The organism is Chryseobacterium sp. Leaf201 (assembly GCF_001421435.1).
In the GTDB taxonomy this organism is placed as follows: Bacteria; Bacteroidota; Bacteroidia; order Flavobacteriales; family Weeksellaceae; genus Chryseobacterium.
In genome coordinates this window covers 1-24856 of the sequence record NZ_LMKA01000090.1, presented here as the reverse complement: position 1 = coordinate 24856, position 24856 = coordinate 1, and the positions used below count along the sequence as shown (strand labels likewise).

The following is a 24856-nucleotide window of genomic DNA, read 5'->3' as shown; positions in this document are numbered from 1 at the left end:
ATCTAAACAATTCCTTCAGCAATAATTTAATTAAAATTCGCTGTTTATGAAAAGAACAAACTCTTTGCCCCGAAAGTTGACCAATCTTCAGTTGTATGAACTGCTAAAAAAAAGCAATCCGACCGCTTTGGAACATCTTCATCTGCGTTACAAAAGACTTCTTTTTTGGGTTGGATGGCAGGTGCTTAAAGATGATTTTGTAGTGGACACTATTGTTCAGGATACCTTCCTCAAATTGTGGCTGCACCGCGACACCATTGAAACGCCTGATCATATTACAGGATTTTTACGGTTTGTAATGAAAAGGGATTGTATATCGTATGTTACTGCTCCAAGAAATAAATTCAACCGCTTAATGGCTTCTCTTGACAGTTTTGAGAATTATCAGGATTATCTTGCAGGTTATGACCCGCTAAAAGATAAAGAGTATCTTCTCAGTCAGGAATCCGATCAGAAAAATTTCGATGAAGTTAAAAAGGTTTTACCCGTTCTGGATCCCAAAAGAAAACACCTGATTGAACTTTGCTTGGAATATGGCTTTCAGCACAAACCAATCGCAGAAGCAATGGGAAGCAGTGTGAAAGATATCAGCAATGAGGTGAGCAGAGCTATAAATGACCTTCGGAAAATTCTTAATAGAAGTTCTTCTGAGCAGCCAAAGGGAAAAGCTCTCGATAATAAAAAGCAGTCAGAAAAACTCAGTAGTCAACAACTCGATATTTTGAAAAGAAGGTTTGAGCAGAAATCTTCATTTGCAGTTATTGCCCAAGAACTCAAATTACCTGAAAAGGAAGTACATCGGGAATTTCTGTATGCATATCAACATTTACAAAATCAAAACACTTCTGAAATACCTCTTTAAAATGGAAAAATCCACGATGACATTGACCCGAAGAATTCAGCTACTGATTGATCTTCCTGCAAATGAACAAAAAGAGATGTGGGAAAAACTCTACCGGTATCAGAACCGCTGTTTCAGAGCTGCTAATTTTATTGTTTCCCATCTGTATGTTCAGGAAATGATCAAAGATTTCTTTTACCTCACAGAAGATATCCAATACAAACTTGCTGATGAAAACAAAGATAAAATGGGAATATTCACCCGTTCGAAAACACACACAACTGCACGTATGGTTTTTGATCGCTTCAAAGGAGAAATTCCTACAGATATTCTGGGAAGCCTGAACAATACGATTCAATCAACCTTCTCTAAAACTAAAGCCGACTATTGGCAGGGAACAAAATCATTGCGAAACTTTAAGAAAGATATTCCAATTCCGCTTCCGGTCAAATGCATCAGCAAAATGAAGTATGATCCCGAAAAGAAAGCATATAGCTTCAATATGTTTGCTATTCCTGTTAAAACGTATTTGGGAAACGACTACTCTGATAAGCGAGTGATAATGGAACGCCTCTTAAGAGAAGAGATAAAGCTTTGCACATCGCAGATCCAGCTGAAAGCCGGAAAGATCTATTGGCTTGCAGTATTTGAATTTGAAAAAGAAGAACATAAATTAAAACCCGAAATCATTGCAGAGGCTTCCCTGTCTTTGGAACACCCGATAGTGGTAAAGACCAACAATGTGCGAATCAATATTGGCTCGAAAGAGGAGTTCCTGTATCGCAGGCTTGCTATTCAGGCAAGTCAGAAAAGGATTCAAGACGGTATCGCCTATACCCGTTCAGGAAATGGAGTTAAACGCAAACAGAAAGCATTGTATAAGACAGAGAATCTGGAAAGCAGATATGTAAGTCATCGGCTTCACCTTTATAGCCGTAAACTTATCGATTTCTGTATCCAGCAACAGGCAGGCACATTGATTCTTAAAAATCAGGAAGATAAAATAGGCATTGCAAGAGAACAGGAATTTGTGCTTCGCAACTGGAGTTATTATGAATTGCAGACCAAAATAAAATACAAAGCAGAAAAAGCAGGAATTGAATTGATCATTGGATAGCTAAAAAAATAACGAGGGTGCTTGTACACCCGCAGGGTGAGGTGTTGAACACTCACTAAATACTCAGTGAGTATATACAACGGCGTGGGCTCTTTTTTTTACTTATGTTTTAAAATACTTCAAACGCTCATTAATAAATTAAACGATTACTTCAGGGTAATAACTTTTATATTTAAGGCTCAACCATCTAGTTGAGCCTTAAATATGAATTACAAATGTACTTTTACAGCATCTCTGTTTTTTAAATACTTATAAATAGCATTATTAAAAAGTCATTCTTTGAATTCTGACAGCATTTAATATAGCTAATAGAGCAACTCCTACGTCCGCAAAAACTGCTTCCCACATTGTTGCTAATCCACCAGCTCCCAATACCAGTACAATCGCTTTTACAGCAAATGCTAAAAAAATATTTTGCCAAACGATCTTGCGGGTTTGCTTTCCGATATTGATCGCCATCGGTATTTTGCTTGGCTTATCATCCTGGATAACTACATCTGCGGTCTCAATGGTTGCATCACTTCCCAATCCACCCATTGCAATACCTACATCACTCAAGGCAACAACAGGAGCATCATTGACGCCGTCTCCTACAAAGGCAACTGTTTCATTTTGTGATTTGATCTCTTTTACTTTGTTGACCTTATCTTCCGGTAGCAGATCGCCAAAGGCGTTAGTAATTCCCAGTTGATCTGCAACAAATTGTACAACAGTGCTCTTGTCTCCACTTAACATCGTGGTTTTTACACCTAAGGCTTTAAGTTTATCAATGCTCAGCTGTGCATCCGCTTTTATACTGTCTGCAATAGTAATGTAGCCTGCAAATTTTCCGTCATATGCAATTGCAATTATTGTATAAACGATCTGAGTAGGGTCAAGATCATATTTGATATTGAACTTATCCATCAATTTAAAATTTCCCACAAGTAGATCTTTTCCGTTGATACTGGCTTTCAATCCGCGCCCAGCAATTTCTTCTGTATTTTCTAATTGTATAGAATGGTCGATTTCGCCGACATATTGATGGATTGCCGTAGCGACCGGATGGGTACTCTTGCTTTCTAAAGCATTTAACATCTTCAGAATTTCATCTTTATTAAATTCAGATTTTAAAGTAACTTCCTGAACTTTAAAGACGCCCTCGGTCATTGTTCCGGTCTTGTCCATTACCACATTTTTAATATTGGCGATAATGTCTAAAAAATTACTTCCTTTAAACAGTATACCGTTCTTTGAAGCTGCGCCAATTCCGCCGAAATAACCTAGAGGAATGCTAATAACCAAAGCGCAAGGACAAGAGATAACTAAGAACACTAATGCTCTGTAAAGCCAGTCACGGAAAACATAATTTTCCACGAACAGATATGGTAGTAGGCATATCAGTACTGCGAGTCCGACGACAATGGGTGTATAAATCCTTGCGAATTTTCGGATAAAAAGTTCAGTAGGTGCCTTCTGAGCCGTCGCATTTTGTACCAATTCCAGAATTTTGCTCAACTTACTGTCTTCGTAAGCAGTTGTCACTTTTACCTGAGCAATAGTCTGTAGATTGATCATTCCGGCAAGCACGCTCTCACCTTTGTTTTTGTTATCAGGCTTACTCTCACCAGTTAATGCAGCAGTATTGAACGATGCGGATTCACTTACCAACTCTCCGTCCAGAGCCAGCTTCTCTCCTGATTTTAGCTGTACAATATCTCCAATTTTCGCCTGTTTGGCAGGGATGGTCTTTGGTTGGTTACCTTCAAGAATGGTCACCTCATCTGGACGCTGATCCAACAATGCTTTGATATTATTCTTTGCTCTCGAAACAGCAAGTGTCTGGAAAACCTCTCCTACACTGTAGAATAACATAACAGCAACCCCTTCCGGATATTCACCGATTGCAAATGCGCCTACAGTAGCAATGCCCATTAGAAAAAATTCCGAAAAAACGTCACCTTTGGCAATGCTTTCATACGCTTCTTTTAGAACGGGTAGACCCACAGGCAAATAAGCCACCGCATACCATACGATCCGTACCCAGCCTTGAAACCACTCCTGCGGAAAAAAGTTATCCAGTACGATGCCTATCAACAGAATAACCAGAGAAACAATTGCTGGTAAAAACATTTGAAATGTATTTTTCTCACCAGTGCTATGGTCGTGGTCGTGTCCGTGGTCCTCGCTGTGCGCTTCAGCTTTGTTATTCTTGGTAGAACAGCATTTGTCATCCTCAAGTAATTTTTTGGCTCCAGCATCATTGTAGATCTTGCCTTCCTGAGGTGTGCAGCAAAGCTGATTTCCTTCCTTGTCGTAAATATGTTTGTGTTCCATTGTTGTAGATTTTAAAATTAATGTTCGTGTTCCCCGGAATTACTCAGTTTAGCATTGACAAAAAATGCACCTTTAATAACAACTTCCACATTTGCAGAAATTTCATTAACGGTTGTAATTGCAGTATATCCCATATCGGAAGAACCTTTTACAACTTCTATTTTTTCAAAATTTGTCATTTTTTCTTCTTTCTCAGGTATCTTCTTCTCATCTAAATGTTCACCTTCCGCCTCTTCGTGATGTTCTTCAGCTTTTTTGTCTGTTCTGACAAAAATGAAATATTTGCTGTCGGCTTCTACAATGGCTTCGTTTGGAACTGCGGGTGTTGTACTTTTATCCAGGCTGACAATTCCTGTGATATTCATTCCGTCGATCAGTCCGGATTTGTTTCCGGTTACAGAACAGTGAACCGAAATTGTTTTGCTGTCGTTTTCAAAGGATGAACCAATGCTGTAGATTTTTGCATCGTACTCGGTTTCAGGATTATTTGTTAATTTAAAATGGACGATTTGCCCAACTTTCATTTTTGGCAGATCCTTTTCAAAAACCTGCAAATCGAGATGCAGGGAACCGTTATCTATGATTTCTGCAACAGGTGATGAGATGTCAACGTAACTTCCAATTTGTGCAGAAATAGTACTGACCGTTCCACTGATTGGTGATGTGATCACTAAACCGGATCGCAAATTTCCATTATTGACATTGGCGGGATTGATGCCCATAATCTGAAGCTGTCTCTGCACAGAAGATCTTTGTGTTCTCAGGGTTTTCAGTTCAGCATCTGAACTTTGAAGGTTCTTCTTTGCGCCGGCATCATTATCAAATAATTCCTTCTGTCTCCTGTATTCCTGTTCTGCAAATGCAATCCTACTTTTCACAGTCAGGTATTGCTCTTGCAACTGAATGTATTCCGGATTTGAAATGGAGGCAATTACCTGTCCTTTTCTTACAAAATCCCCGATCTGCACATTCAAAGTTTTAATAATCCCACCATACATTGATGTGACGGTCGCTTTATTATTGTTCGGAACTCTAAGTGCTCCATTGGCTTTGATGGTAGAAGTCAGTTCTTTCATCTCGATTTTGCCCAGAGTGATGCCCACCGCTTTCATTTGCTCTCCAGTCAAGCTAGCGATAGTCTGTGGGGCTTCTTCGCCGTGCTCTTCGGCTTGTTCGGTTTTCACTTCGCCCTCCACTTCAGTTGAAGCATCCTTTTTTCCACAGCCTACGAAAAAAACCAAGACAAAGGCGATGTAGATGATATGTTGTTTCATATTATTTATTGATTAAAGAGTTAATGTTGATCACAGACTGATTGACCTGCTGAATTGATTCCAGATATTTGAGCTGAATATTGGTTGCGGTCTGCAATGCAAAAAGGTATTCAACGTAGGAGATTTCTCCTGTTTTATAACCGAGCTGACCAGCTTTCACAATTTTTTCGGCATTTGGCAAAGCCTGACCGACATAATATTCATATTGCAGAATATCCTGTTTGTATTGGTTCAATACGTTTTCAAGTTGGGCGGACAATTGTTTTTGCTGAAGTTTCGCATTGGATTTTGCCATTTGCTTTTGATAATCCAAGGACTGAATTCTTGCTTTGGTTGCTCCAAACGTCAACGGTATTGATATCCCAATGTTGGCAACGTTAAAACGGTTCCCTGCATTGTAATATTTTTCCTGCCCATTCACGGTATGAAAACCAATGATCGATTGATTCGTATAACCCAAACTGAATTCAGGTAAGCCCTGGGATTTTTCTACATTTTTATTTTTCTCGGCAATTTCCATTTCCTGATAGAATGCTTTGACGGTTGGATGATTGGCAATTGTAGTGCTGTCCAATATATATTCAAATTTCAGTGGCTGATAATTTTCACTAAGCGGAATCTCGATTTGATCATCTGTATTTAAAAGCGTTTTCAAATTTTTGTAAGCATTATCAAGATAGATTTTATTCTGATTTAATAATAGATTGATCTCACCTTTCTGCGTTTCCGCTGTACTGATTTCTATCTTCTTGATGTCACCTGCATTAAATCTGACGGTTGCAATCCTGATAAAATCCTGATACAGACTATCGAGTTTCATTAGTTTCTTCTGATTGTAGTGTAAATATTCAATCTGATAAAAATACGTTCTGACCTGTTTTGCAAGCTCATTAACAGTTAGTTCTCTGCTGATCTGTTTCCCTTTGATTTCCTGAGCAATAAGTTCCTTTCTTGCCTTAAACAAAGTCGGGAAAGGAATACTTTGAGAAATGGAAAACGACTGGTCAAACTTCGGACTGTTGTATTGTCCAAGCTGCGCACTAAAATTCATTTTTGGAAGTTCATTGGCTGTAGGTTTTAAGGCTTCAGAAACTTTAATATCCAGATCCTTCGTTTTTACTGAATAATTATTACTCAAAGCCATTTCTGTCGCCTGCTCCACCGATAATGTTTTTATATTTTGAGCATTTAAAGTTTGCCCTACAAGTAAAAATCCTACAACGACAATCGTTGTCAAAGATTTCATTTTAAAATGATTCTTTCTGAATTTTGTATTGAAAATAATGTACAACATTGGCAAAACAAATAACGTCAAGAAAGTCGCAGTGATCAAGCCACCTATAACCACTGTTGCCAACGGTTTCTGAACTTCCGCTCCGGCTCCTGTTGAAATGGCCATCGGAAGAAAACCAAATGAAGCTACGGCTGCGGTCATTAAGACTGGTCGAAGTCTTGTTTTGGTTCCTTCAAAAACACGTTTGAGAATATCGGTTTCGCCATCTTTTTCCAATTGATTGAAGGTTCCGATAAGAACAATCCCATTAAGAACGGCAACGCCAAACAAAGCGATAAAACCAATCCCAGCGCTGATACTAAATGGCATATCTCTTATCAATAATGCGAAAATTCCGCCAATTGCACTCATCGGTATCGCAGTAAAAATTAATGCAGCCTGCTTAAATGAGCGGAATGTGAAGTATAACAAAAAAAATATCAGGAGTAAAGAAACCGGAACCGCAATCATCAGTCTTTTGCTTGCGGCTTGGAGATTTTCAAACTGACCGCCATAAGTAAAGTAATACCCTGAAGGTAATTTTACTTGCTTATCCAACTTAGTTTGAATATCTTTTACTACACTTTCAACATCACGGTCTTTCACATTAAATCCAATCACAATTCTACGTTTCCCTTCATCACGGCTGATCTGAGATGGGCCTAGTTTATAGCTGATATTCGCTACCTGGGAAAGTGGGATCTGGTTTCCGGTACCAGTTGAGATCATCAAATTATTGACGTCATCGATATTGGTTCGGTGAAGACTGTCGAGTCTGACAACCAGGTCAAAACGTCTTTCGTTCTCAAAAACCTGACCAGCAGATTTACCTGCAAAAGCTGTACTTAAAGTATTGTTAACATCCTCAATACTCAACCCATAGTTTGCCATTCTTGTGCGGTCATACTCTACATTGATCTGTGGTAGCCCGCTGATGCGTTCAATTTGTGGAGCAGTAACCCCATCAACAGATTGAATGACTTTACCGACCTGATCTGCGTAAATTGTAAGGGAATCCAAATTTTCACCAAAGATTTTCACCGCCACATCCTGACGGATTCCAGTCATTAGTTCATTAAAGCGCATTTGTATAGGCTGGTTCTTCTCGAAAAATACACCGGGAATCAATTCTAATTTTTCTGAAATTTCATCTGCCAGCTCATCATAAGACTTTTTACTCTTCCACTCATCCTGTGGCTTTAAAACAATGATCAGATCAGTCGCTTCCGGAGGCATTGGGTCAGTGGGAACTTCGGCAGCCCCTGTTTTTCCCACTACCATTTTCACTTCATCAAAACCTTTGATGATTCGGGATGCCTGCATAGACGTTTCAATACTTTGCGACAGTGAACTTCCCTGCGGCAATATGCAGTGAAAAGCAAAATCTCCTTCCTGTAATTGCGGGATGAATTCTCCTCCCATCCTGCTAAAAATAATTAGGCTCAATGCGAATAAAGCAATAGTCACTGAAACAATCACTCCTTTAATTTTTACCGCTTTTTGCAATATTGGCTGGTAGATACCTTGCAGTTTATCCATCAACTTATCAGAGAAACTTGCTTTTGTCGAAATCTTTTTAGATAAGAACAAGGCGCTCATCATAGGAATATAGGTCAACGATAGTATCAAAGCTCCTAAAATTGCAAAGCCAACTGTTTTTGCCATTGGCGTGAACATCTTACCTTCAACACCCACCAAAGTTAGAATAGGAATATAAACGATCAAGATAATAATTTCCCCAAATGCAGCACTGTTTCTGATTTTAGAAGCGGAAAGGAAAACTTCTTCATCCATCTCTGACTGTGTCAGTCTTTGAGTAGATTTTCTAAGTCCCAAATGATGGAGTGTAGCCTCCACGATGATCACGGCACCATCAACGATCAATCCAAAATCTATCGCGCCTAAACTCATCAAGTTGGCACTGACTCCGAAAACATTCATCATCCCTAATGCAAAAAGGAGTGATAGTGGGATTGCAGAGGCAACAATCAATCCTGCTCTGAAATTTCCTAAGAATACGACCAGTACAAAAATTACGATGAGTGCACCTTCAATAAGATTTTTCTCAACCGTATTAATTGCTCTTCCAACAAGATCTGTACGGTCCAGGAACGGCTCTATAATCACATCATTTGGGAGTGACTTCTGGATCGTCGGAATTTTATCCTTAATTAAATTGACAACTTCATTACTGTTTGCTCCTTTCAGCATCATAACAATACCACCAACAGCATCTACCTGACCATTATAGGTCATTGCTCCATAGCGAACTGCACTGCCGAGACGGACTTCCGCAACATCTTTGACAAAGATGGGAACACTGCCAGTTTTATTATCAATGGCAATATTTCTAATATCCTCAAGCGAAGTTACGACGCCGATTCCACGAATGAAATAGGCATTTGGTTTTTTATCAATATAAGCCCCTCCTGTATTCTGATTGTTCTTTTCTAAAGCGGTGAAAAGGTCTGTGATGCTGATTCCCATTGCCCTAAGACGGTTGGGATCGACAGCTACTTCATACTGTTTCAGTTCTCCTCCAAAACTATTGACTTCTGCAACACCGGGAGTTCCGTTCAGCTGTCTTCTTACGATCCAATCCTGCATTGTTCGCAGTTCTTTGGAGGAATACTTTTTCTCGCTACCTTTTTTCGGATGGAGAATATACTGGTACACTTCCCCTAAACCAGTGCTGACTGGCGAAAGCTCAGGCGTTCCAACGCCTTTCGGGATTTCTTCGGAAGCTTCCTTCAGTTTTTCAGTTATGAGTTGACGTGCAAAATAGACATCAACATTTTCCTTAAATACAACGGTAATAACCGATAGACCGAATCTTGATATACTTCGGGTTTCTTCGATATTGGGAATATTGGCAATGCTCTGTTCAATTGGGAACGTTACCAACTGCTCTACTTCCTGTCCCGCCAATGTCGGGCAAACTGTAATGATCTGAACCTGATTATTGGTAATATCAGGAACTGCATCAATGGGCAATCTCGTTGCACTCCACGAGCCCCATATAATCAACAACAAGGTCATTACGCCAATAACAATCTTGTTGTTGATGCTAAATTTTATGATTTTATCTAACACAGAATTTTTAATTTAACTTTTTATAGAAATTGCTGTTGAATAATAGGCAGAACCTGTCCGAATATCAATAATAATAGTACAGCAAACATAATATTGAAGACAATGCATCAATTACAGTGTCTTTCAAAAAATCGGTAAAAAATTAAATTTTGGGAGGTTGCCAAATGTGGTCATAAACCTGATAGGCAATATTATTCTTGTGAAAAAGAATCTTTTTTGAAAAATAGAAGGAAATCTTTGTTGGAATTTCTAATAAAGGTTCAACCTTAAATGCAATAACCGTGATTTGGCAACAGCTACAAAAACAGAAAGGAGAACAGGTATCATCACTTTCGTCAGAATGAGTATCCTCCGCCTGCATCGAAGTTTTGGAAGAATGATTTGATAAAGACTTTGCATTGATATCACTGCAAGGCATTACCAATAATGCGATGAAATAGAATGTCAATATGAGTCTTAAAACTTTCACTTTACAAAAGTATTAAATATAATTTTATTATTGTGTCTTTGGTTGTAACGAAAAATTATCGTAGGACTACATTATGTCAAGGGATAAATGAGATGGATAAACACTTTAGAAAATCATCAAAATTGTAAAAATAACTATTTCTGTATTACGAGCTGTTTACAATTAAGATGAATTCTAATATTTTTGTTTCAGCCACAAACTAACCCTTACCAATAAAATTAAAACAGGTACTTCCACAAGAGGGCCGATGACCCCAACAAATGCTTGTGAAGAATGGATTCCAAAAACTGCTATAGCAACGGCAATCGCTAGTTCAAAATTGTTTCCAGTTGCCGTAAAAGCAATCGATGCGTTTTTATCGTAAGGCACCTTCAATGCCTTACTAATGAAAAAGCTGATGAAGAATGTGAGAACAAAGTAAATTACTAATGGGATAGCAACTTTAACAACGTCCATTGGTAGCTCTAAAATTTTGTCTCCCTTCAAACTGAACATCAATACTATAGTAAACAGCAAAGCATACAAAGTAATAGGTGAAATAGCCGGAATGAATTTTCTATTGAACCACTCTTTTCCTTTCAATTTAATCAAGAAATAGCGGCTCAAAAATCCTGCAATAAATGGGATCCCTAAATAAATGAATACACTCTCGGCAACGTCTTTCATTGGTACAGCAACATTGAAATTACCTAAGCCTAGTTTTTGTGGTAGTACATTAATGAAAAGCCAGACATAAAAACTATAGAACACCAATTGGAAAATACTGTTTAATGCGATTAGCAGTGCTGCGTACTCCCGATTACCTTTTGCCAGATCGTTCCAGACAATGACCATTGCAATACATCTTGCCAGACCAATCAAAATTAGACCAATCATATAGTCCGGCTCATCTCGTAGAAAAATGATAGCTAGAACAAACATTAAAATAGGGCTGATAATCCAATTTAGAAGTAATGATACCGACATTACTTTCTTGTCTTTAAAAGCCATTGGTAAAAGAGTATAATCCACTTTTGCCAACGGTGGATACATCATCAAAATCAATCCTATTGCTAAAGGAATATTAGTTGTTCCGACAGACAAAGAATTTGTGACAGTAGAGATATTAGGATAGAAATATCCCAACCCAACGCCCAAAAGCATTGCTAAAAAAATCCATAAGGTAAGAAAGCGGTCGAGGAATTTTAATTTTGGTTGCATCGTCTAATTATTGAGTTGAGCGTATTGTTCCGCTGTTAATAAATTTTCAGTTTCTCTTAGGTCTTCAATTTCAATTTTCACCATCCAGCCATTATCAAATGGATTAGAATTTACAATCGTTGGCTCTTTTAAAAGTTGCTCATTGGTTTCAATTATTTTCCCTGAAAGAGGCATAAATAGGTCGCTGACGGTTTTAATGGCTTCTACAGAACCAAATACTTCGTCTTGTTTGAAGTTATGATTAACATTCGGCAAGTCAACGTATACGATTTCTCCCAATTCTTTTTGAGCGAATGCTGTAATACCGACAGTTGCAATTTTGTTCTCAATACGAACCCAAGTATGTTCTTTAGAATAATATAAATCTTTTAAAAGTTCCATTTTTTAGATTTTTGAAGATTAATAGCCACGTCTTAGATTTTCTGCATACTCGTTTGGAAGAGGGCTGTCTTCCACTGCCTTTGCTGCCTTTTCAAAGTCATAGTCAAAACGGATAAATTCTACACTGATGCTTTCTTTGTTCAAAATAGAACTGTTTTCATCAACTGTCAACATCACATAACCACCTCTGATATCATTGTCTTTCGGCTTCCCAACCGAACCGATATTTACTGCGTGACGAAAATGATCTTGACCATCAATACCCGAATTTAAAACTCTGTGATATGGTTTGTGTGTATGTCCGAAACACATAATGTCGGCATCGGCCTGTTCCATAATGCGGAGCATACTTTTTTCTTCACGGTCTTCGAAAAGATATTCATTTATTTTTCTCGGACTCCCGTGTACCAAAAGCAGGTTTAGTTTGTCTTCATTCAATTGAAATTCTACTTTTATATGTGCTGGAAGTGTACGCAGGTACGCACGTTCGTCGTCTTTCATCAAAGAATTAGTAAAAGAAATGGAAATGTTTCCGTTGTCCTTCTCAGCGTCTGTTTTGTAGGCGCAACCGCATTCATTGCTCATTCTCCCAATACCAAAATCGTAGTTGCCTGCAATAGTTGGTATTCTTCTTTTACGGATTTCATTGACCACTTCGTTTGGCCAGATATTGTAACCTACTAAATCTCCCAAACAATAAATGCTGTCGGGATTTCTTTTTTCAACATCTGTAAAGAATGCTTCCAATGCAGGAAGATTAGCGTGAATGTCGCTGAATAATGCAATTTTCATTTTTTGTTGATTTTATAATTTTTATTTTTAATCTATTCCAGTAATTTTACTCCTGCATTCCATCAAGACAGTGTCTTTCCAAACCCCATTCTTTCTTCCAATTTTTTCCCTATAGCCGATGATCCTGAAACCACATTTCTCGTGTAATCTTATGCTATTTTGGTTTTCTGCAAATATCCCGGATTGTAAAGTCCATATTTCATTTGACTCACTTTGTTTAATCAATTCATTCAACAACATTTCACCAATCCCTTTCCCTCTTGCAATTGTTGCTACATAAACACTTACTTCAGCTACGCCCGAATAAACACATCTGCTGGAGACAGGAGATAATGCAGCCCAACCAAGCATTTCTTTATTTTCATAAATACTGATCCTGCAAAAATTAAGGTGTCCTTTATCCCAATCTTCCCATATTGGCAAATCATTTTGAAAAGTGGCAATATTGGTTTCTAATCCCTGACCATAGATTTCTACCAGCTCTGGAAAATTTTCTTTGGTAATAGGCTTTATTTCCATAGCAACTGAATTAGCAACATCCGCCACCTGGTGTGCAAGAATTGTTTTGATTTACATTAAGTTCAGATAAGTTTTTCTTTTCTTTTTCTGATGGAATTCCACAAGCGTCCTGTGCTAAACAAGCTGTAGTCTTATTTTTTAGAATAAATGTTTTCCCGTTAAATTCCAGATCATATTTACCGATTGTCTCACTTTGATATTCAACTTCAATATCAAAATCTTCTATTCCTAATTTATCTTCAGAAAGTTTGATAATGTTGAGTAATTTGTTAGGTTTTAAACGATGTTCAAAATCGTCTGCATTCCAAAGCTGAAAATTGACAACCTTCTCTGAACGGATGACACCGCCACAATCAATAAAGTTTTTATTGATCATTCCTACTTCCGTAACGTGAAAATGTTCAGGAACAAAAGCACCATTCTCTAATTGGAATTCAACATTTTCTAATGTTGGCAAAATTTGTTTGACTTCTGATAATTTCATAATTGAATCTTTATAGTTTAAATGCAATATTACGATATATTTTGATAAAAAAATGCTAACAGCATTTTGATTTGGTAACGGTTTGTACTATTGCGGAAAAATAAGTGTTTAAAATTTCGATAGTCTTTTCGTCTATACAATAGCAGATAGCGTTTCCGGAAATGTTACCTTTTATAATCCCTGCGTTTTTCAATTCTTTCAAATGTTGGGAAACTGTTGGTTGAGCTAATGGTAATTCATTCACGATGTCACCACAAATACACTCATTAACTTTCATCAAATACTCAATAATAGCTATTCTGGCAGGATGCCCCAATGCTTTTGCAATAGTTGCAATTTGATTTTGTTTGTCTGTAAAATGTTCTGTTTTAGTAGCTCCCATAATTCCAAAAATATTATATCGCAATATTACGATATAATATTTACTTCGCAAAATATTTTTTAATAAATTGTCTAAAGAGAAGCTTAGGGATCCAATTCAAAAAGAATTCAAATAGTAGAAAATATATTCACCGAAGGTTTTTACCTTAATTTTCACCTCCAAAGTAATTTTCCAGCTGATTGATAATTCTTTAATGATTTTCCTTACTTGCGTTATATCCATCTTTAAACCTCAGAAAATCTTCCGCTTTTTTAGGATTATTTTTAATCCATAATTGCATTATTTGAGTGTTTTCTCTCAAAATTGTTATCTCATTTTCATCGTAGATTTTTTTTCCTTCATCAGCAATTTCATTTAAAATATCTTGGCGTAGTTCACTTTTAGCTTTGATGCTTTCTTTGTACCAATTGGTTGAGAAATTAATGGAGGCGATCAGTACTAAAACCGCAAAGACAAAAACTCCAATTCCGCTCCAAATAAATTTCTTCTTCAATCGTATATCCTTTCCTAAACCCTCCAAATAATCTTTAGTTTCTTTTGAAAGAACCATTTCTGTCTGGGTAGGAATACTGGCAAGAAATTCAGTTATTTTGGCTTGCATTAATTTGAAAAAGACCACAGTTTCATTATTGAGTGACTGTCCGTCTTCCAAGCAGATCTTTAAATCATTCAATAGAGTCGTATGATCTTCAATGGCAAACTGAAGTTTGATATTTTGTTCAATATTTTCCATATTTGATTTGATCACGTTTTCTAAAAGTTCCATTGCGTTACTTTTAGATTCTTTATTTTCACTATCCATATTTATTGTTTTATATTTTTAATTATCTTCTTAATTTTCGCTTCTTTTTCCAGAGTTCATCTTCGTCCTGAGAAACATAGGTTGGATTAAGGAAGTCGCCTATTAACTCGCCTGCAATATCTATTAAGCTTTCATTTGGGTCTGATTTCAGATGATTACTTGCATCATTATTTACACTATTTTGACTTAATGATTTTACCAGATCATCAAGACCAGGATCTATTGCCGACAGAGAGAATCCGACATTTTTAAGGAAGAAGAATCCGCTTTTCTGTTGATTACTATCAACTTTATTGATCCATATACCTTGAATTTCATTTTTTTGATTGGCTTTAAATTCTCCATTGTATTGCATCTTTACAGAAAATCCTTTTTGTTGTATATTTTCCCGAAATTCCTTTAAGTTGCTAGCGTATTTTTGTACTTCCTTAACCGCAGTTTTAACTTCAAACAAAGATTTTATTTCAGAGATTTTCAATTGATTTGAAATTTCAGACAATTTGTAACCAGCTATATAAATCCTTTCAGTTTGAAAATTTTTGTCTTTTTCCATCACAATTCGCATTCCCGAAATCCCGTCTTTGACATTTGAAGACAATTGAACTTCGTAACCTTTTTTCTTCATTGATAAGATCAGATCATCAAAATTATCTTCTGCCCTGATAGTTTCGGTCAAGATTTTCAACATCTCGGCTTTTTTTTGCACTCCAATTTCAACATCGGTTAATAATCCTTTCTCTTTACAAACTTCTCTGACAGCTTCACCAAATCTCTTTCCGATATCGTGTGATTTCACGGTGCACTTTCCCGAAATATCAATCCTGTTCACGATAAAATGAATATGCTTATGTTTCGTACTATTGTGAATATCCAGTCGGTACTGATTTTTGTTTGTCACACCAACTTTTGCAAGAGTTTCCATCGCAATCTGTTTTAATTCCTCATCTTTTAATACTCTGCCTATCTCGTCTGGTTGAGAAATATAACCCGTCAATGCCCATTTCTTCACTTTGAGATTTCTTTCAGCTACGGTCTTCATTTCGTTAAATTGACCTTCAGCAGTGTCACTCAAAAGATAATTCGAAGCCACCATTTCTGCTGTTCCTTTATCGTTTGCATTGTATTCCAAAGCAATTTTTGTAATGGTTCTTGTGGTTGCCGAATTATTCATTTTTCTGAGTTTTTAGAATATAAATATTGATGAATTAATTGGATCAGATTTTCAATTTTTACTAAAATATCTTTCTTGTTTTCAAAAACATTCCATTCCCGATTTCTTAAAAGATTAGTGATTTTTTTGAAATGATTTCCATATTGAAGCAACACTTCATCAGTTTGGAATTCATTAATTTTAAGTTCCTTTTCGAACAAAACATTCCGAATATAAGTGGACAATTTCAGCGGATGTTTTTCTTGTTTTTTAAGTAGAATTTCATATTCAGCATTGGTCATTCGTATTGAAATAACTTTGTCCAATTTTTTATTTTCTTTGGTTTTTAAACCACCTTTACGACCTAATTCCTGAAAATATTTTTTTCTCTTTTCCTGAGCAATTTTGACTTCATTTTCTTTGGTGGCTTGGTTTATAAATTCTTGTAAAAAGTCTTTTTCCATTGTGTAAATTTTATTGCATTTAAAAAACATTTCTGACGATAGGAAGAAATCAAAAATCCCAATTTTGCAATCAGCGGGTACGCTTATTGTAAACTTTGGGTACTTTTTGCACTAACATACCACCATATTTTACCTGTATTTATTTTACTCACCTTCGTCTTTGCTTCACTTGCCTTTCAGGTGATGGATTTTTGTGAATCATCCAATCATTTAAATCTTTAAAATCTGAATATAAAACCCGACAATCTTCTGCGTTTTTGTTTTCATTTTTAATCATTTCAACGGCACGATTTCCTGCTTCGTCATTATCAAAATAAAGCTCAATATTTTTATAATTTTCAAGTGAATTTTTAATCTTAGAAATCATCGAAACGGAATTCAAAACGAGATAATCGACAGGTTCTTTTTCTAAAAAGTTCTCTACATTTTTAAAGGAAAGAAAATCGAAAAAGCCCTCGAAAATCCGAAGCGATTCTGATCCGTTTTTTATGGTTGAAATATCTTTTTTGCCCAAACAAATTTTCGAATATTTATTGCGGATTTCATAACCGCCAGAATAGTTCTTGAAGCCAATTCCAAAATAGTTTTTATCTTTCATTCGGTAATGAATTTCGTCTAAGAACTGAGTTTGATTTCCAACTTTTCTTTCTCTTAAATATTCCAAAAGTGCAGGATGCTGAACGTTTTTAATTTCAATGATCTCATAGTGTTTAGATAAATTTTCTGCTTTCTGATTTGAAATACTTTGCTGATGAAATGAAGAAAAATTTTGATTTTCTGCCCATACTAAAACTTCATTGACCGAAGCGTTCAGGTATTTCTTCATAAAGTCGGTATTCGTTCCTCCGATCCCTTCTGAAAATAAATACCAATAGTTTAGACTTTTATTGATTTTAAAAGAGGCTTGGGATTCGTTGGCAAAAGGGTTGAGATACCAAGCTTCTTTTTCATTTTGTTTCGTTGGAAGGTGTCCGAGAGAAAGGAGGACTTCTTCCAACGATATGCTGTTGAATTGTTTGCAGTTCATTGTTGTACTTTTTAATGTTTTTAGTAATAAGCGTATGAATTTTGATGGGTAAAGTAGACGGATTTAGTTTTGTCTAATGTTTGATGAATTGATGAGAAAGCCTTTTAAAAAATTGATTAACAATAATTTAAACTCTCATCAAAGTCTCATCACCTCATCAAAGTGGAAATATTCTTCTCATCATCCTCTCATCAAAAATCAAGGTTTAAAAGTTTGATGAGGCTTTTGATGAGAGATAACACATTGATTTTCTTTTTATTATCTATTAATTCATCATTTCATCAAATTTTTGGAGAATAAAATTCCTTTCTATTGTAAAATACCGCCCTGTTTTATTCTGTTGAAAAAAACTTAAGCCATAATCTAGGTCGTATTTGATATAGGCTAATGAATTGTTTTGAGGCTCGAGCTTCCAGATTTCTTTCAGCAGTTTCCGTATATCGTTTACTGTCCAATATTGTTTGCTGAACATTTTACCAAGCATATTGAAAATATCTTGCGGAATACAGTTAATAATCTTGTCTTCGGTACTTTGGAAAAACTCATATAAAAGTTCGATGATCTTAGATTCCAGTTTATTGTTATTTTTCCAAACCAATTTCTGAAGGGCTTTTGTTCTGATCTGCGAATCAGTGAACCACATTCTTGTCTCCTTACGGCTGTGAAAAGGTCTTTGGATTAGGTAACGAAGGAAATAGGGAATCTCCTTGTTTAGATTGTGGAGAAATTCAGTGTTCTCGCTTTTGATTGATCTTACTTTAATAATCCAGAATCGGATCTCATTTTCATCGATCTGAATGAAGTTATCTTCATTATTGGAACAGAGAATGAATTTTCCAAAAAATTCCACTTCTTCACGATCTTTTCCTTTTGCCTCCTTCTTGTCTTTATCAGTCGTCGAAAGATATTTTAATCGTTCCGTAATTTCTTTTTTATCAAAGAATACTTCATCAATAGCAACGATTAGCATTGATGTCCAATCCGAATTGAACTGACTGCTGAATGAGTCACCTTTGATATAGGTCATATTAAGTCCAAAAATAGATTTCAGCCATTTTATGAACGTGGATTTTCCAGTAGATCTTTCTTTACTTACAAGACAAAGAATCGGGAGTATCTGTGTTGGATATTGCAGTAAGATCTTGATGTAATCCAATCCTAATTCCAACTGTTCTGCGAAAATATGCTCCATAAATCTAAGTGAAAATGGAATCTTCTCTTTTAGGCTTGTTTGCTCTAGTGTTTCTTTGATCGGCTGGTAAGGAATCTCATTGTAAACATTATAAAATCCTTGGATAATTTGTTGGTATTGCAAATGGGATGGTATACAACAGAAACCGTCATACTTAGGAACTTTTGAGACGTATATCTTTCCGTGATCGCTGATAATGGTTTCACGATTCCATCGAGTTAGTATTGAGATCTTATCTCCTGAGATTAATGGTTTCTCAATAGTTTTATAGTAGGTTGTCCCTACTCTTAGATATGGGATTTTTTCGCTCATATTTTAAAGGTTTGATTCCGTACAGGAAATACGGAAGGGTGAATTGGAATGCTTGATAAATAAAAGTCTCTATCTATCTTCTATACTTAAGCGACTTGACTTCGTTTAAAGCATCCATAAGATCAAAATGGTTGACTCTGTAGAATCTTCCTATTTGTTCCGCCTTAATGTTACCTTTTAAAATATGTGAGCGTACGGTTTGATAATCGAGTTTTAGAATTTCTGAACACTCTTTGATAGAGTATAGTGTCTTTTTCAACTCAATTTCAGGTTCTTTTTTGAGAGAATAGAGTAAGTCTTTCACTTCCCCTAATTCGTCGAGAATGGTTTGGAATGGATTTGTTGTCTGCATAATCTGTGATATTTATTTGCAGACAAAATTGTATGATTAGAATAACTAATAATGCAATTCTACTCAATTGCGTAAAGTTTAATGCTTGATATTAAATAGCTTAGATAATTCGTAATAGATAGTTTCCTCAAAATCATTAGGTTTCACAGTTATTGCCCGTGAAAATGTTCCTTTGTCAAAATTGGAATTATATTCGTTTTCCATAACCTCAATAATAGTGGTGTCTTGAAAATCCGGATTTATAATATGATGGTCTTTTAAGAATCGGTGGATTCTGATGAAAGAAGATTTCTGATCCACGAGCAGATTGTGATTTTCATCGATGAATTTTTTGTCTTTTAAAAAAGCGATGAAAATTTTAGAACTATCTTCACCAATCATAATATCTGATAAACGAACTTCTCTATTTGTTTTGCTTTGTAAAGCAAAATATAGAAAAAGCGTGGTTTCGGCGCCACTTAGAAAATTGCCTTGCAACTTCATTAAATTACTTGAACTTATCAGGCTGTTTGATTCTTTCTTATAATGATCTAAACAATAGCGAATCTTGTCTTCAAAATTATGATTTCGTGATGTATCAATATCTTTGAAATGAAAACTGAAGAAGTTGTCTAACTTTTCATATCTAATCAAATACTCATTCCTCAATTTTTCATTGAGTACAACTTTAGAAGATTTTTGCTTGGCTTTTTCTATTCTCTTTTGAAACCGCTCCTGAATCTTTTCTCGTTTTATCAAATGATAAAGCATCATCGGATAGCCGACAAATTCCTCCCAAAAATTCCAACGTCCGTAAAGTTTTTTATGATCCATAATTATAATTGTGATTATTTAAAAACCTCATTCATATAGTTGATCTTATCATCTTCGCTTGGTCTGTAGTAGGCATTAAACACTTCTAAGCTGGTATGACCGGTGTAGCTCATAATTACCTTATCCGGAACTCGTTTGTTCTTCATTATAGTAATAAAACTTCTTCTTGCAGTATGCGAGGAAATTCTCGTCCAAAATTCAGCTTTTTGGTCTACCAGCTCATCACCATATTTCATAGTTTTTTTTATTTCATCAGTAAACTCTAACTTTTTAAAAACCTCTTTGATATATTCATTCATCTTTTGATTTGTAATACTTGGCAGATTATAATCATACTTTTCCAGTATTGATTTAGAAATACTGTTTAAAGGAATTGCTAAGTTTTTAGATTTACTTTTTAAATCAATAACCCGTATGAAATTTCCGTCAACATCACTTCTGGAAATCGTACTGTAATTGCCAAACCTCATTCCGGTAGTACAACCAAAAACAAAAAGATCACGAACCTTTTCTAATCTTTTGTTTTCACTGAGATTGTAATTATATATGAGTTCAACTTGTTCATAATTCAAAGCTATTTCATCAGTTGTAAATTTCGCAGGTTTCTTGAAAGCAATAAAATTGTTATTGTAAGTATATTTTTTATTTAGAGCCCAAAGAAGAAAAGTCTTGAGCAGACCAACATTTCTATGTAATGTATTTGCAGAATGTTTCTTTTCTTCAATACAATATTTTAGAAATTTGTTATAAAGTTTATTGTCAAATTTTCCTAAGCTGATCTTTACTTTGCTATTGCTTTCAAAATCTTCGAGTAAATTCTTATTGCATTTGTAACGCTTTAGAGTTGAGTTTGAAATCGAATTACCGGTATAGTCGTTTTCCTTCTCATCTAAAAACTCCTGATAAATTCTAAAGAAATCACTTTTAACTGTTATTTTTTTGAATTTTTCATCAAATCTTTGTTTAAGAATATCAACGGTAAGTTCTTCATTTATGTTCTTATATCGATTAACAATCTCTGTAAAAAAACTACTATATCTATCCAACTGCATTTTAACACTTCGATGAATCTCTGCCCTTTTAGTTCTTCCGTTTAGGTCATTAGGTTGCCTACCTTCAAAATCCCATTCGGTTGGTTTTATTTTCTCACCAGTAGAATAGATAAAATTCTTACTTTCATTGTTGAAAAATGAACGGAAATAAATCAGAGTTTCCTTTGTACCATTGGGTTGCTTGAGTTTAAAAGTGTAATTCATCAGGTGCCAGTTTAGGTGCTACTTCTTCTATATTTAGACATAAAAACTAAGTATATTAGTTTATACAAATATAGTTAAAATGCTGATAAATAGAGAACTTACATATTTTAAGTTATGTTAAAATATATAAGGTTCGAAAACCTCCAACTCCACTGAGAACAAAAAAGAGAAAACATTGTGTTTTCTCTTTTTTGTTTTTTGAATTCTTTTATCTGCTACATTCAGCTTATCTGTTGGCGCGAGCATTTTGCTCGTGACCGGTTAAGACGGATCTGCTTTATTCGTTGCTTCTTGTTTGTCTTGATATGAACAAATGGATGCTTTTGGCAGCGAAGAGCATACCTAATTTACTGTCTGGATAACTTGGTTTTGCTACTCAATAAATTATAAATTTTCTTTGTGTTTTCTGATACTTTGTCCCATTCTCCAACAGAATTATAGGTACAGCTCAAAGTGGTACCTCTGTCAATGTACTTCAACTCTACATTTCCTACATAATCAGTAGCATATAAATCAGTAAATTGAGGGTTGAGTATAGAAGACCTGATCCAATTTTTTAAGCTGTCTTTTTCAATCCTGCTCAGATAAATCTTTGTTGTTACCGTGTCTTCAACAATATATTTGGGCGGAATATTATAAATCTCTTTGTTCCAGATTATATTTACAACTTCTGCACTGTCAGAATGACGGTCAATGGTAATTTTCTGAAAATCAGTATTAACCTGTAATTTTTCCCAGGGATCGTTCCTTATCTTCATTTCCGGTTCTTTTGTACATGAAAGCAAAAAACCCAGCATGAATACCAAATATATTTTCATCTCTTTTATCCTAATTTTTCCTGTATTTCCTTGAGCAACAATTGCTGCTCTGTTTCGGTAAGATCATTCTTATTTCCATCACATGAATACTGAATCTGGTGTCCTTCTTTTTACACCATTGTATCATTTCCTTAATCCCTGCGGTACTTATTATCCCTTCGTTATCTTCAAATACGGGAGGTGATGACAGGTGAACCAGTTTGGTGTAATTTTCCCATGCCAGTACCAATTTCCGATCATCCGGTTCTTGCTGCAATCCATATTTTATAAAATGAGTCTGATCAGAGCAGACCGCCTTTACCTGTATGCCGTCAAATTCGGTCTGGTCATATTCATCGAATACCCACCACAGGTATTCCTTATTATCCACAGAAACCCTGCGTTGTTTTTACTGCTTATTGCCATACTTAATCATAAAATCTTGAATGATCAAAATGATCCTATTGATACAACCGTTTTCTGATCTTACCATTCAACAGGATACCCCAAACATGCAGCAATGTAATAAAAACAAACAGATAAAAACTGTTTGTTTTAAAAGTTATATTCATTTTTGATCCGGAAAAAAACTATTGCTTGATGAAGATCTGTGTTTGCTATAATACAATGAAGAACTTCACAAGCTTCATACCTGCAACGGTAAAGCTCGAAACCTCAGAAGATAAGCTGGAAGTTGGGTGCCTGTCCTGTTCCTCATGTCAAACCAATGGCGGAATAATAATGTAGAAAGCTTATGTATTACTTGTTTAGACGAGAGTTCGAATCCTTTCGAATCCACTGATAAATAGAAGAGAAAACGTTGCGTTTTCTCTTTTGTTAAGATCTGCTTTCTTTATTACCGAGTCAAACGTTCTGAAAGACATAAAAAAACACAACTATTAACCTTGAAAATTTATAAAAACAAAATCACCTATTTATTAGGTGATTATTATTTAAGAAGTACAATATTATTAAACTTTATTTTTCTTATTATTATTCATAAATTTTTCCATTGCAGGATCTGTAACAGGTAAAATAAAATCTCGTATTACTGTGTTAGACAATTTCATTAATAAAACTCCTCTAACAGTTGAATGTGAGACACTAAATATTGCCCTTCCTAGTTGGGCACTAGCTTTTACTTGATTGTCAACAATCTTTACAACCTGTGAGAAATCATTATATTCATAAATAAAGACAAAAGAAAATTTTGCTCTCGCTTCACTCTTGTTTTTAGAATTAGTTTCTAAATCTATATCATATTCTAATCTGATTAATTCATCATCAATATTAAAAGCAACAGCAATAGCAATTTTTGAATCATACTCTACAATTGATTCAATAGAAAAATATTCAGGTTGAACTATAGATTCATTAGTTATAATAAATTCTATCAAGCTTAAACTAAGAGGATTGAAATTACGCGAATTTAATTTTTCTTGACTCATCCCAACTTTTTCTATTAATATTCTTTTCTACTTTAATCTTTTTTTCAATAGTGAAAGAAACAGATGTTTGTTCCCATTCATCTTTATAAGTGATTGTATAGCATTTTAATGGAATTTCAATTATTACTTCTCCAAGTTCTGCTTCTAATTTTGCTAAAGATCTTAATGTTAGATTATGATTTCCACTTAACCATTTACTCACTTCTGAAGGATTTTTACCCATACTTTCAGCTAATTCCTTTTGTGAAATATTCTTCTCTTTCAGAATTTGGTTAATTCTTAGAACTATGTCTGAATATTTGTCAACAAAAATTTCAGTATCTTTTGGAGTCTGGTTTATTATTTCTTGTAAGAACTTATTTCTCATTTAGAATAGTATTTCTGTTATTTTAGTTTTTTCAAAGTAATCTAAAATCTCTCGTTCTTTTTCACATAATTTTATTTCATTATTTGCAAAAGCTTTTAAAATTTTTTCCGCAAATATATTAGCGTCGTGAAATGACATACTTGTTGCACCTCCTTGTGCAGTTCGACTAGTTTTCTCACCACCATTAAATAAAATAACACAAGATGATGATATCCTAAGACAATATAATCTTAATGGAAAAAAGTCTAATATACTAATTTCTTCAATCTCAACGCTTGGATATGGAGGAACTGCGTGTGCGTTTTTTTCTTCTCTAAAGTAAGCATCTATTGCACCTTTTTTTTCACCTATAGTGTTTGTCAAAAATCTAGCCAATTCAGAAGCATACATCTTCATTTCTGGTATGTTATAGAACTTAATAAAGAACTTTTCTACCTCAGACTTTTCTTCGCCATCAATCAAAACAGTATAAAAAATACATTTTGACCCTTCATCATCAAATATTTCTAATGCAAAATTACTCATTATTTTTAATTCGGCAATATTAAATTAACTTAAAAGTTAATTCAAAATCGGGTTTATTTCCATGTATTCAAGAATAGTGGAAAGCGGTATCGAAAAAGGGATTTTCAAGAAAACCCCGCCGGTCTACCTGATTCATGCCACGGTAAGCGGAACCCTGTTTTACGCCTCCAACGGCAAGGAAATGTATAAGGAATTCCTGAACAATGAAGA

The 24856-nt window shown here is 35.2% G+C and carries 25 protein-coding genes; 2 read left to right on the top strand and 23 right to left on the bottom strand.

Annotated elements, in window-relative coordinates:
* Positions 1 to 46: 46 nt before the first annotated feature.
* A complete protein-coding gene (locus ASE55_RS13610; protein ID WP_056028938.1) occupies positions 47 to 862 on the top strand; it encodes an RNA polymerase sigma factor in 816 nt (271 codons plus the stop codon).
* Between the two features lies 1 nt (position 863).
* Positions 864 to 1958, top strand: a complete 1095-nt coding sequence (locus ASE55_RS13605) for a hypothetical protein (protein ID WP_056028970.1) — start codon at positions 864 to 866, stop codon at positions 1956 to 1958.
* Positions 1959 to 2222: 264 nt separating this feature from the next.
* Here ASE55_RS13605 and ASE55_RS13600 read toward each other — a convergent pair whose 3' ends face one another.
* The 23 genes from ASE55_RS13600 to ASE55_RS13485 all read right to left on the bottom strand — a co-directional run bounded on the left by ASE55_RS13600 (position 2223) and on the right by ASE55_RS13485 (position 24646).
* Entirely contained in the window at positions 2223 to 4274 is a 2052-nt protein-coding gene (locus ASE55_RS13600) for a heavy metal translocating P-type ATPase (protein WP_056220650.1), read from the bottom strand.
* A gap of 17 nt (positions 4275 to 4291) precedes the next feature.
* Positions 4292 to 5548, bottom strand: a complete 1257-nt coding sequence (locus ASE55_RS13595; protein ID WP_056220648.1) for an efflux RND transporter periplasmic adaptor subunit — start codon at positions 5546 to 5548, stop codon at positions 4292 to 4294.
* A 1-nt stretch (position 5549) separates the two neighbouring features.
* Positions 5550 to 9914 carry a CusA/CzcA family heavy metal efflux RND transporter gene (locus ASE55_RS13590; protein ID WP_082474556.1) on the bottom strand — a complete coding sequence of 1455 codons (4365 nt, stop codon included), beginning with the start codon at positions 9912 to 9914 and terminating at the stop codon, positions 5550 to 5552.
* 142 nt (positions 9915 to 10056) lie between these two features.
* Positions 10057 to 10383, bottom strand: a complete 327-nt coding sequence (locus tag ASE55_RS20860) for a DUF6660 family protein (RefSeq protein WP_082474554.1) — start codon at positions 10381 to 10383, stop codon at positions 10057 to 10059.
* 174 nt (positions 10384 to 10557) lie between these two features.
* Positions 10558 to 11583 (bottom strand): ACR3 family arsenite efflux transporter, encoded by a 1026-nt coding sequence (arsB, locus tag ASE55_RS13580; RefSeq protein ID WP_056013313.1) that lies wholly within the window; start codon positions 11581 to 11583, stop codon positions 10558 to 10560.
* Positions 11584 to 11586: 3 nt separating this feature from the next.
* Positions 11587 to 11964: a glycine cleavage system protein GcvH gene (gcvH, locus tag ASE55_RS13575; RefSeq protein ID WP_056013310.1), complete on the bottom strand. Its 378-nt coding sequence runs from the start codon at positions 11962 to 11964 to the stop codon at positions 11587 to 11589.
* Between the two features lie 18 nt (positions 11965 to 11982).
* On the bottom strand, positions 11983 to 12756 hold the full coding sequence (locus ASE55_RS13570; protein WP_056013307.1) for a metallophosphoesterase family protein: 774 nt from the start codon (positions 12754 to 12756) through the stop codon (positions 11983 to 11985).
* 27 nt (positions 12757 to 12783) lie between these two features.
* On the bottom strand, positions 12784 to 13275 hold the full coding sequence (locus tag ASE55_RS13565) for a GNAT family N-acetyltransferase (protein ID WP_056013483.1): 492 nt from the start codon (positions 13273 to 13275) through the stop codon (positions 12784 to 12786).
* Positions 13276 to 13285: 10 nt separating this feature from the next.
* Entirely contained in the window at positions 13286 to 13759 is a 474-nt protein-coding gene (locus tag ASE55_RS13560; protein ID WP_027377091.1) for a DUF6428 family protein, read from the bottom strand.
* Positions 13760 to 13814: 55 nt separating this feature from the next.
* Entirely contained in the window at positions 13815 to 14141 is a 327-nt protein-coding gene (locus ASE55_RS13555; RefSeq protein ID WP_002981116.1) for an ArsR/SmtB family transcription factor, read from the bottom strand.
* Between the two features lie 190 nt (positions 14142 to 14331).
* A complete protein-coding gene (locus ASE55_RS13550; protein WP_056220646.1) occupies positions 14332 to 14943 on the bottom strand; it encodes a hypothetical protein in 612 nt (203 codons plus the stop codon).
* A gap of 22 nt (positions 14944 to 14965) precedes the next feature.
* On the bottom strand, positions 14966 to 16114 hold the full coding sequence (locus ASE55_RS13545; protein WP_082474552.1) for a relaxase/mobilization nuclease domain-containing protein: 1149 nt from the start codon (positions 16112 to 16114) through the stop codon (positions 14966 to 14968).
* Positions 16111 to 16557: a plasmid mobilization protein gene (locus tag ASE55_RS13540; protein ID WP_056220643.1), complete on the bottom strand. Its 447-nt coding sequence runs from the start codon at positions 16555 to 16557 to the stop codon at positions 16111 to 16113. Before ASE55_RS13540 ends, ASE55_RS13545 begins: the two co-directional genes overlap by 4 nt.
* A gap of 148 nt (positions 16558 to 16705) precedes the next feature.
* Positions 16706 to 17554 carry a toprim domain-containing protein gene (locus tag ASE55_RS13535; protein WP_056220641.1) on the bottom strand — a complete coding sequence of 283 codons (849 nt, stop codon included), beginning with the start codon at positions 17552 to 17554 and terminating at the stop codon, positions 16706 to 16708.
* Positions 17555 to 17849: 295 nt separating this feature from the next.
* Positions 17850 to 19088 carry a primase-helicase family protein gene (locus tag ASE55_RS13530; RefSeq protein ID WP_056220638.1) on the bottom strand — a complete coding sequence of 413 codons (1239 nt, stop codon included), beginning with the start codon at positions 19086 to 19088 and terminating at the stop codon, positions 17850 to 17852.
* A gap of 73 nt (positions 19089 to 19161) precedes the next feature.
* Positions 19162 to 19440, bottom strand: coding sequence for a helix-turn-helix domain-containing protein (locus ASE55_RS13525; RefSeq protein ID WP_056220634.1), 279 nt, complete (start codon positions 19438 to 19440; stop codon positions 19162 to 19164).
* A gap of 78 nt (positions 19441 to 19518) precedes the next feature.
* A complete protein-coding gene (locus tag ASE55_RS13520; protein WP_056220632.1) occupies positions 19519 to 20253 on the bottom strand; it encodes a hypothetical protein in 735 nt (244 codons plus the stop codon).
* A gap of 14 nt (positions 20254 to 20267) precedes the next feature.
* Positions 20268 to 21509, bottom strand: coding sequence for a tyrosine-type recombinase/integrase (locus ASE55_RS13515; RefSeq protein ID WP_056013289.1), 1242 nt, complete (start codon positions 21507 to 21509; stop codon positions 20268 to 20270).
* Positions 21510 to 21856: 347 nt separating this feature from the next.
* Entirely contained in the window at positions 21857 to 22267 is a 411-nt protein-coding gene (locus ASE55_RS13510) for a hypothetical protein (protein WP_128414575.1), read from the bottom strand.
* A 70-nt stretch (positions 22268 to 22337) separates the two neighbouring features.
* On the bottom strand, positions 22338 to 22697 hold the full coding sequence (locus tag ASE55_RS13505; RefSeq protein WP_128414574.1) for a hypothetical protein: 360 nt from the start codon (positions 22695 to 22697) through the stop codon (positions 22338 to 22340).
* Between the two features lie 580 nt (positions 22698 to 23277).
* A complete protein-coding gene (locus tag ASE55_RS13495) occupies positions 23278 to 23754 on the bottom strand; it encodes a hypothetical protein (RefSeq protein WP_056220620.1) in 477 nt (158 codons plus the stop codon).
* On the bottom strand, positions 23726 to 24121 hold the full coding sequence (locus ASE55_RS13490; protein ID WP_056220617.1) for a helix-turn-helix domain-containing protein: 396 nt from the start codon (positions 24119 to 24121) through the stop codon (positions 23726 to 23728). Before ASE55_RS13490 ends, ASE55_RS13495 begins: the two co-directional genes overlap by 29 nt.
* Positions 24122 to 24646, bottom strand: a complete 525-nt coding sequence (locus tag ASE55_RS13485) for a hypothetical protein (RefSeq protein WP_056220614.1) — start codon at positions 24644 to 24646, stop codon at positions 24122 to 24124.
* Positions 24647 to 24856 lie beyond the last annotated feature (210 nt).

Excerpts from the sequence above, each read along its gene's own strand:
- ASE55_RS13550 (WP_056220646.1), bottom strand. The coding sequence starts at position 14,943 with ATGGATAGTGAAAATAAAGAATCTAAAAGTAACGCAATGGAACTTTTA.
- arsB (WP_056013313.1), bottom strand. The coding sequence starts at position 11,583 with ATGCAACCAAAATTAAAATTCCTCGACCGCTTTCTTACCTTATGGATT.
- ASE55_RS13530 (WP_056220638.1), bottom strand. The coding sequence starts at position 19,088 with ATGAGCGAAAAAATCCCATATCTAAGAGTAGGGACAACCTACTATAAA.
- ASE55_RS13565 (WP_056013483.1), bottom strand. The coding sequence starts at position 13,275 with ATGGAAATAAAGCCTATTACCAAAGAAAATTTTCCAGAGCTGGTAGAA.
- ASE55_RS13520 (WP_056220632.1), bottom strand. The coding sequence starts at position 20,253 with ATGGATCATAAAAAACTTTACGGACGTTGGAATTTTTGGGAGGAATTT.
- ASE55_RS13515 (WP_056013289.1), bottom strand. The coding sequence starts at position 21,509 with ATGAATTACACTTTTAAACTCAAGCAACCCAATGGTACAAAGGAAACT.
- ASE55_RS13560 (WP_027377091.1), bottom strand. The coding sequence starts at position 13,759 with ATGAAATTATCAGAAGTCAAACAAATTTTGCCAACATTAGAAAATGTT.
- ASE55_RS13495 (WP_056220620.1), bottom strand. The coding sequence starts at position 23,754 with ATGAGTCAAGAAAAATTAAATTCGCGTAATTTCAATCCTCTTAGTTTA.
- ASE55_RS13605 (WP_056028970.1), top strand. The coding sequence starts at position 864 with ATGGAAAAATCCACGATGACATTGACCCGAAGAATTCAGCTACTGATT.
- ASE55_RS13510 (WP_128414575.1), bottom strand. The coding sequence starts at position 22,267 with ATGAAGATAAGGAACGATCCCTGGGAAAAATTACAGGTTAATACTGAT.
- ASE55_RS13545 (WP_082474552.1), bottom strand. The coding sequence starts at position 16,114 with ATGAATAATTCGGCAACCACAAGAACCATTACAAAAATTGCTTTGGAA.
- ASE55_RS13490 (WP_056220617.1), bottom strand. The coding sequence starts at position 24,121 with ATGAGAAATAAGTTCTTACAAGAAATAATAAACCAGACTCCAAAAGAT.
- gcvH (WP_056013310.1), bottom strand. The coding sequence starts at position 11,964 with ATGGAACTTTTAAAAGATTTATATTATTCTAAAGAACATACTTGGGTT.
- ASE55_RS13610 (WP_056028938.1), top strand. The coding sequence starts at position 47 with ATGAAAAGAACAAACTCTTTGCCCCGAAAGTTGACCAATCTTCAGTTG.
- ASE55_RS13595 (WP_056220648.1), bottom strand. The coding sequence starts at position 5,548 with ATGAAACAACATATCATCTACATCGCCTTTGTCTTGGTTTTTTTCGTA.
- ASE55_RS13485 (WP_056220614.1), bottom strand. The coding sequence starts at position 24,646 with ATGAGTAATTTTGCATTAGAAATATTTGATGATGAAGGGTCAAAATGT.
- ASE55_RS13600 (WP_056220650.1), bottom strand. The coding sequence starts at position 4,274 with ATGGAACACAAACATATTTACGACAAGGAAGGAAATCAGCTTTGCTGC.
- ASE55_RS13540 (WP_056220643.1), bottom strand. The coding sequence starts at position 16,557 with ATGGAAAAAGACTTTTTACAAGAATTTATAAACCAAGCCACCAAAGAA.
- ASE55_RS13525 (WP_056220634.1), bottom strand. The coding sequence starts at position 19,440 with ATGCAGACAACAAATCCATTCCAAACCATTCTCGACGAATTAGGGGAA.
- ASE55_RS13555 (WP_002981116.1), bottom strand. The coding sequence starts at position 14,141 with ATGGGAGCTACTAAAACAGAACATTTTACAGACAAACAAAATCAAATT.
- ASE55_RS13570 (WP_056013307.1), bottom strand. The coding sequence starts at position 12,756 with ATGAAAATTGCATTATTCAGCGACATTCACGCTAATCTTCCTGCATTG.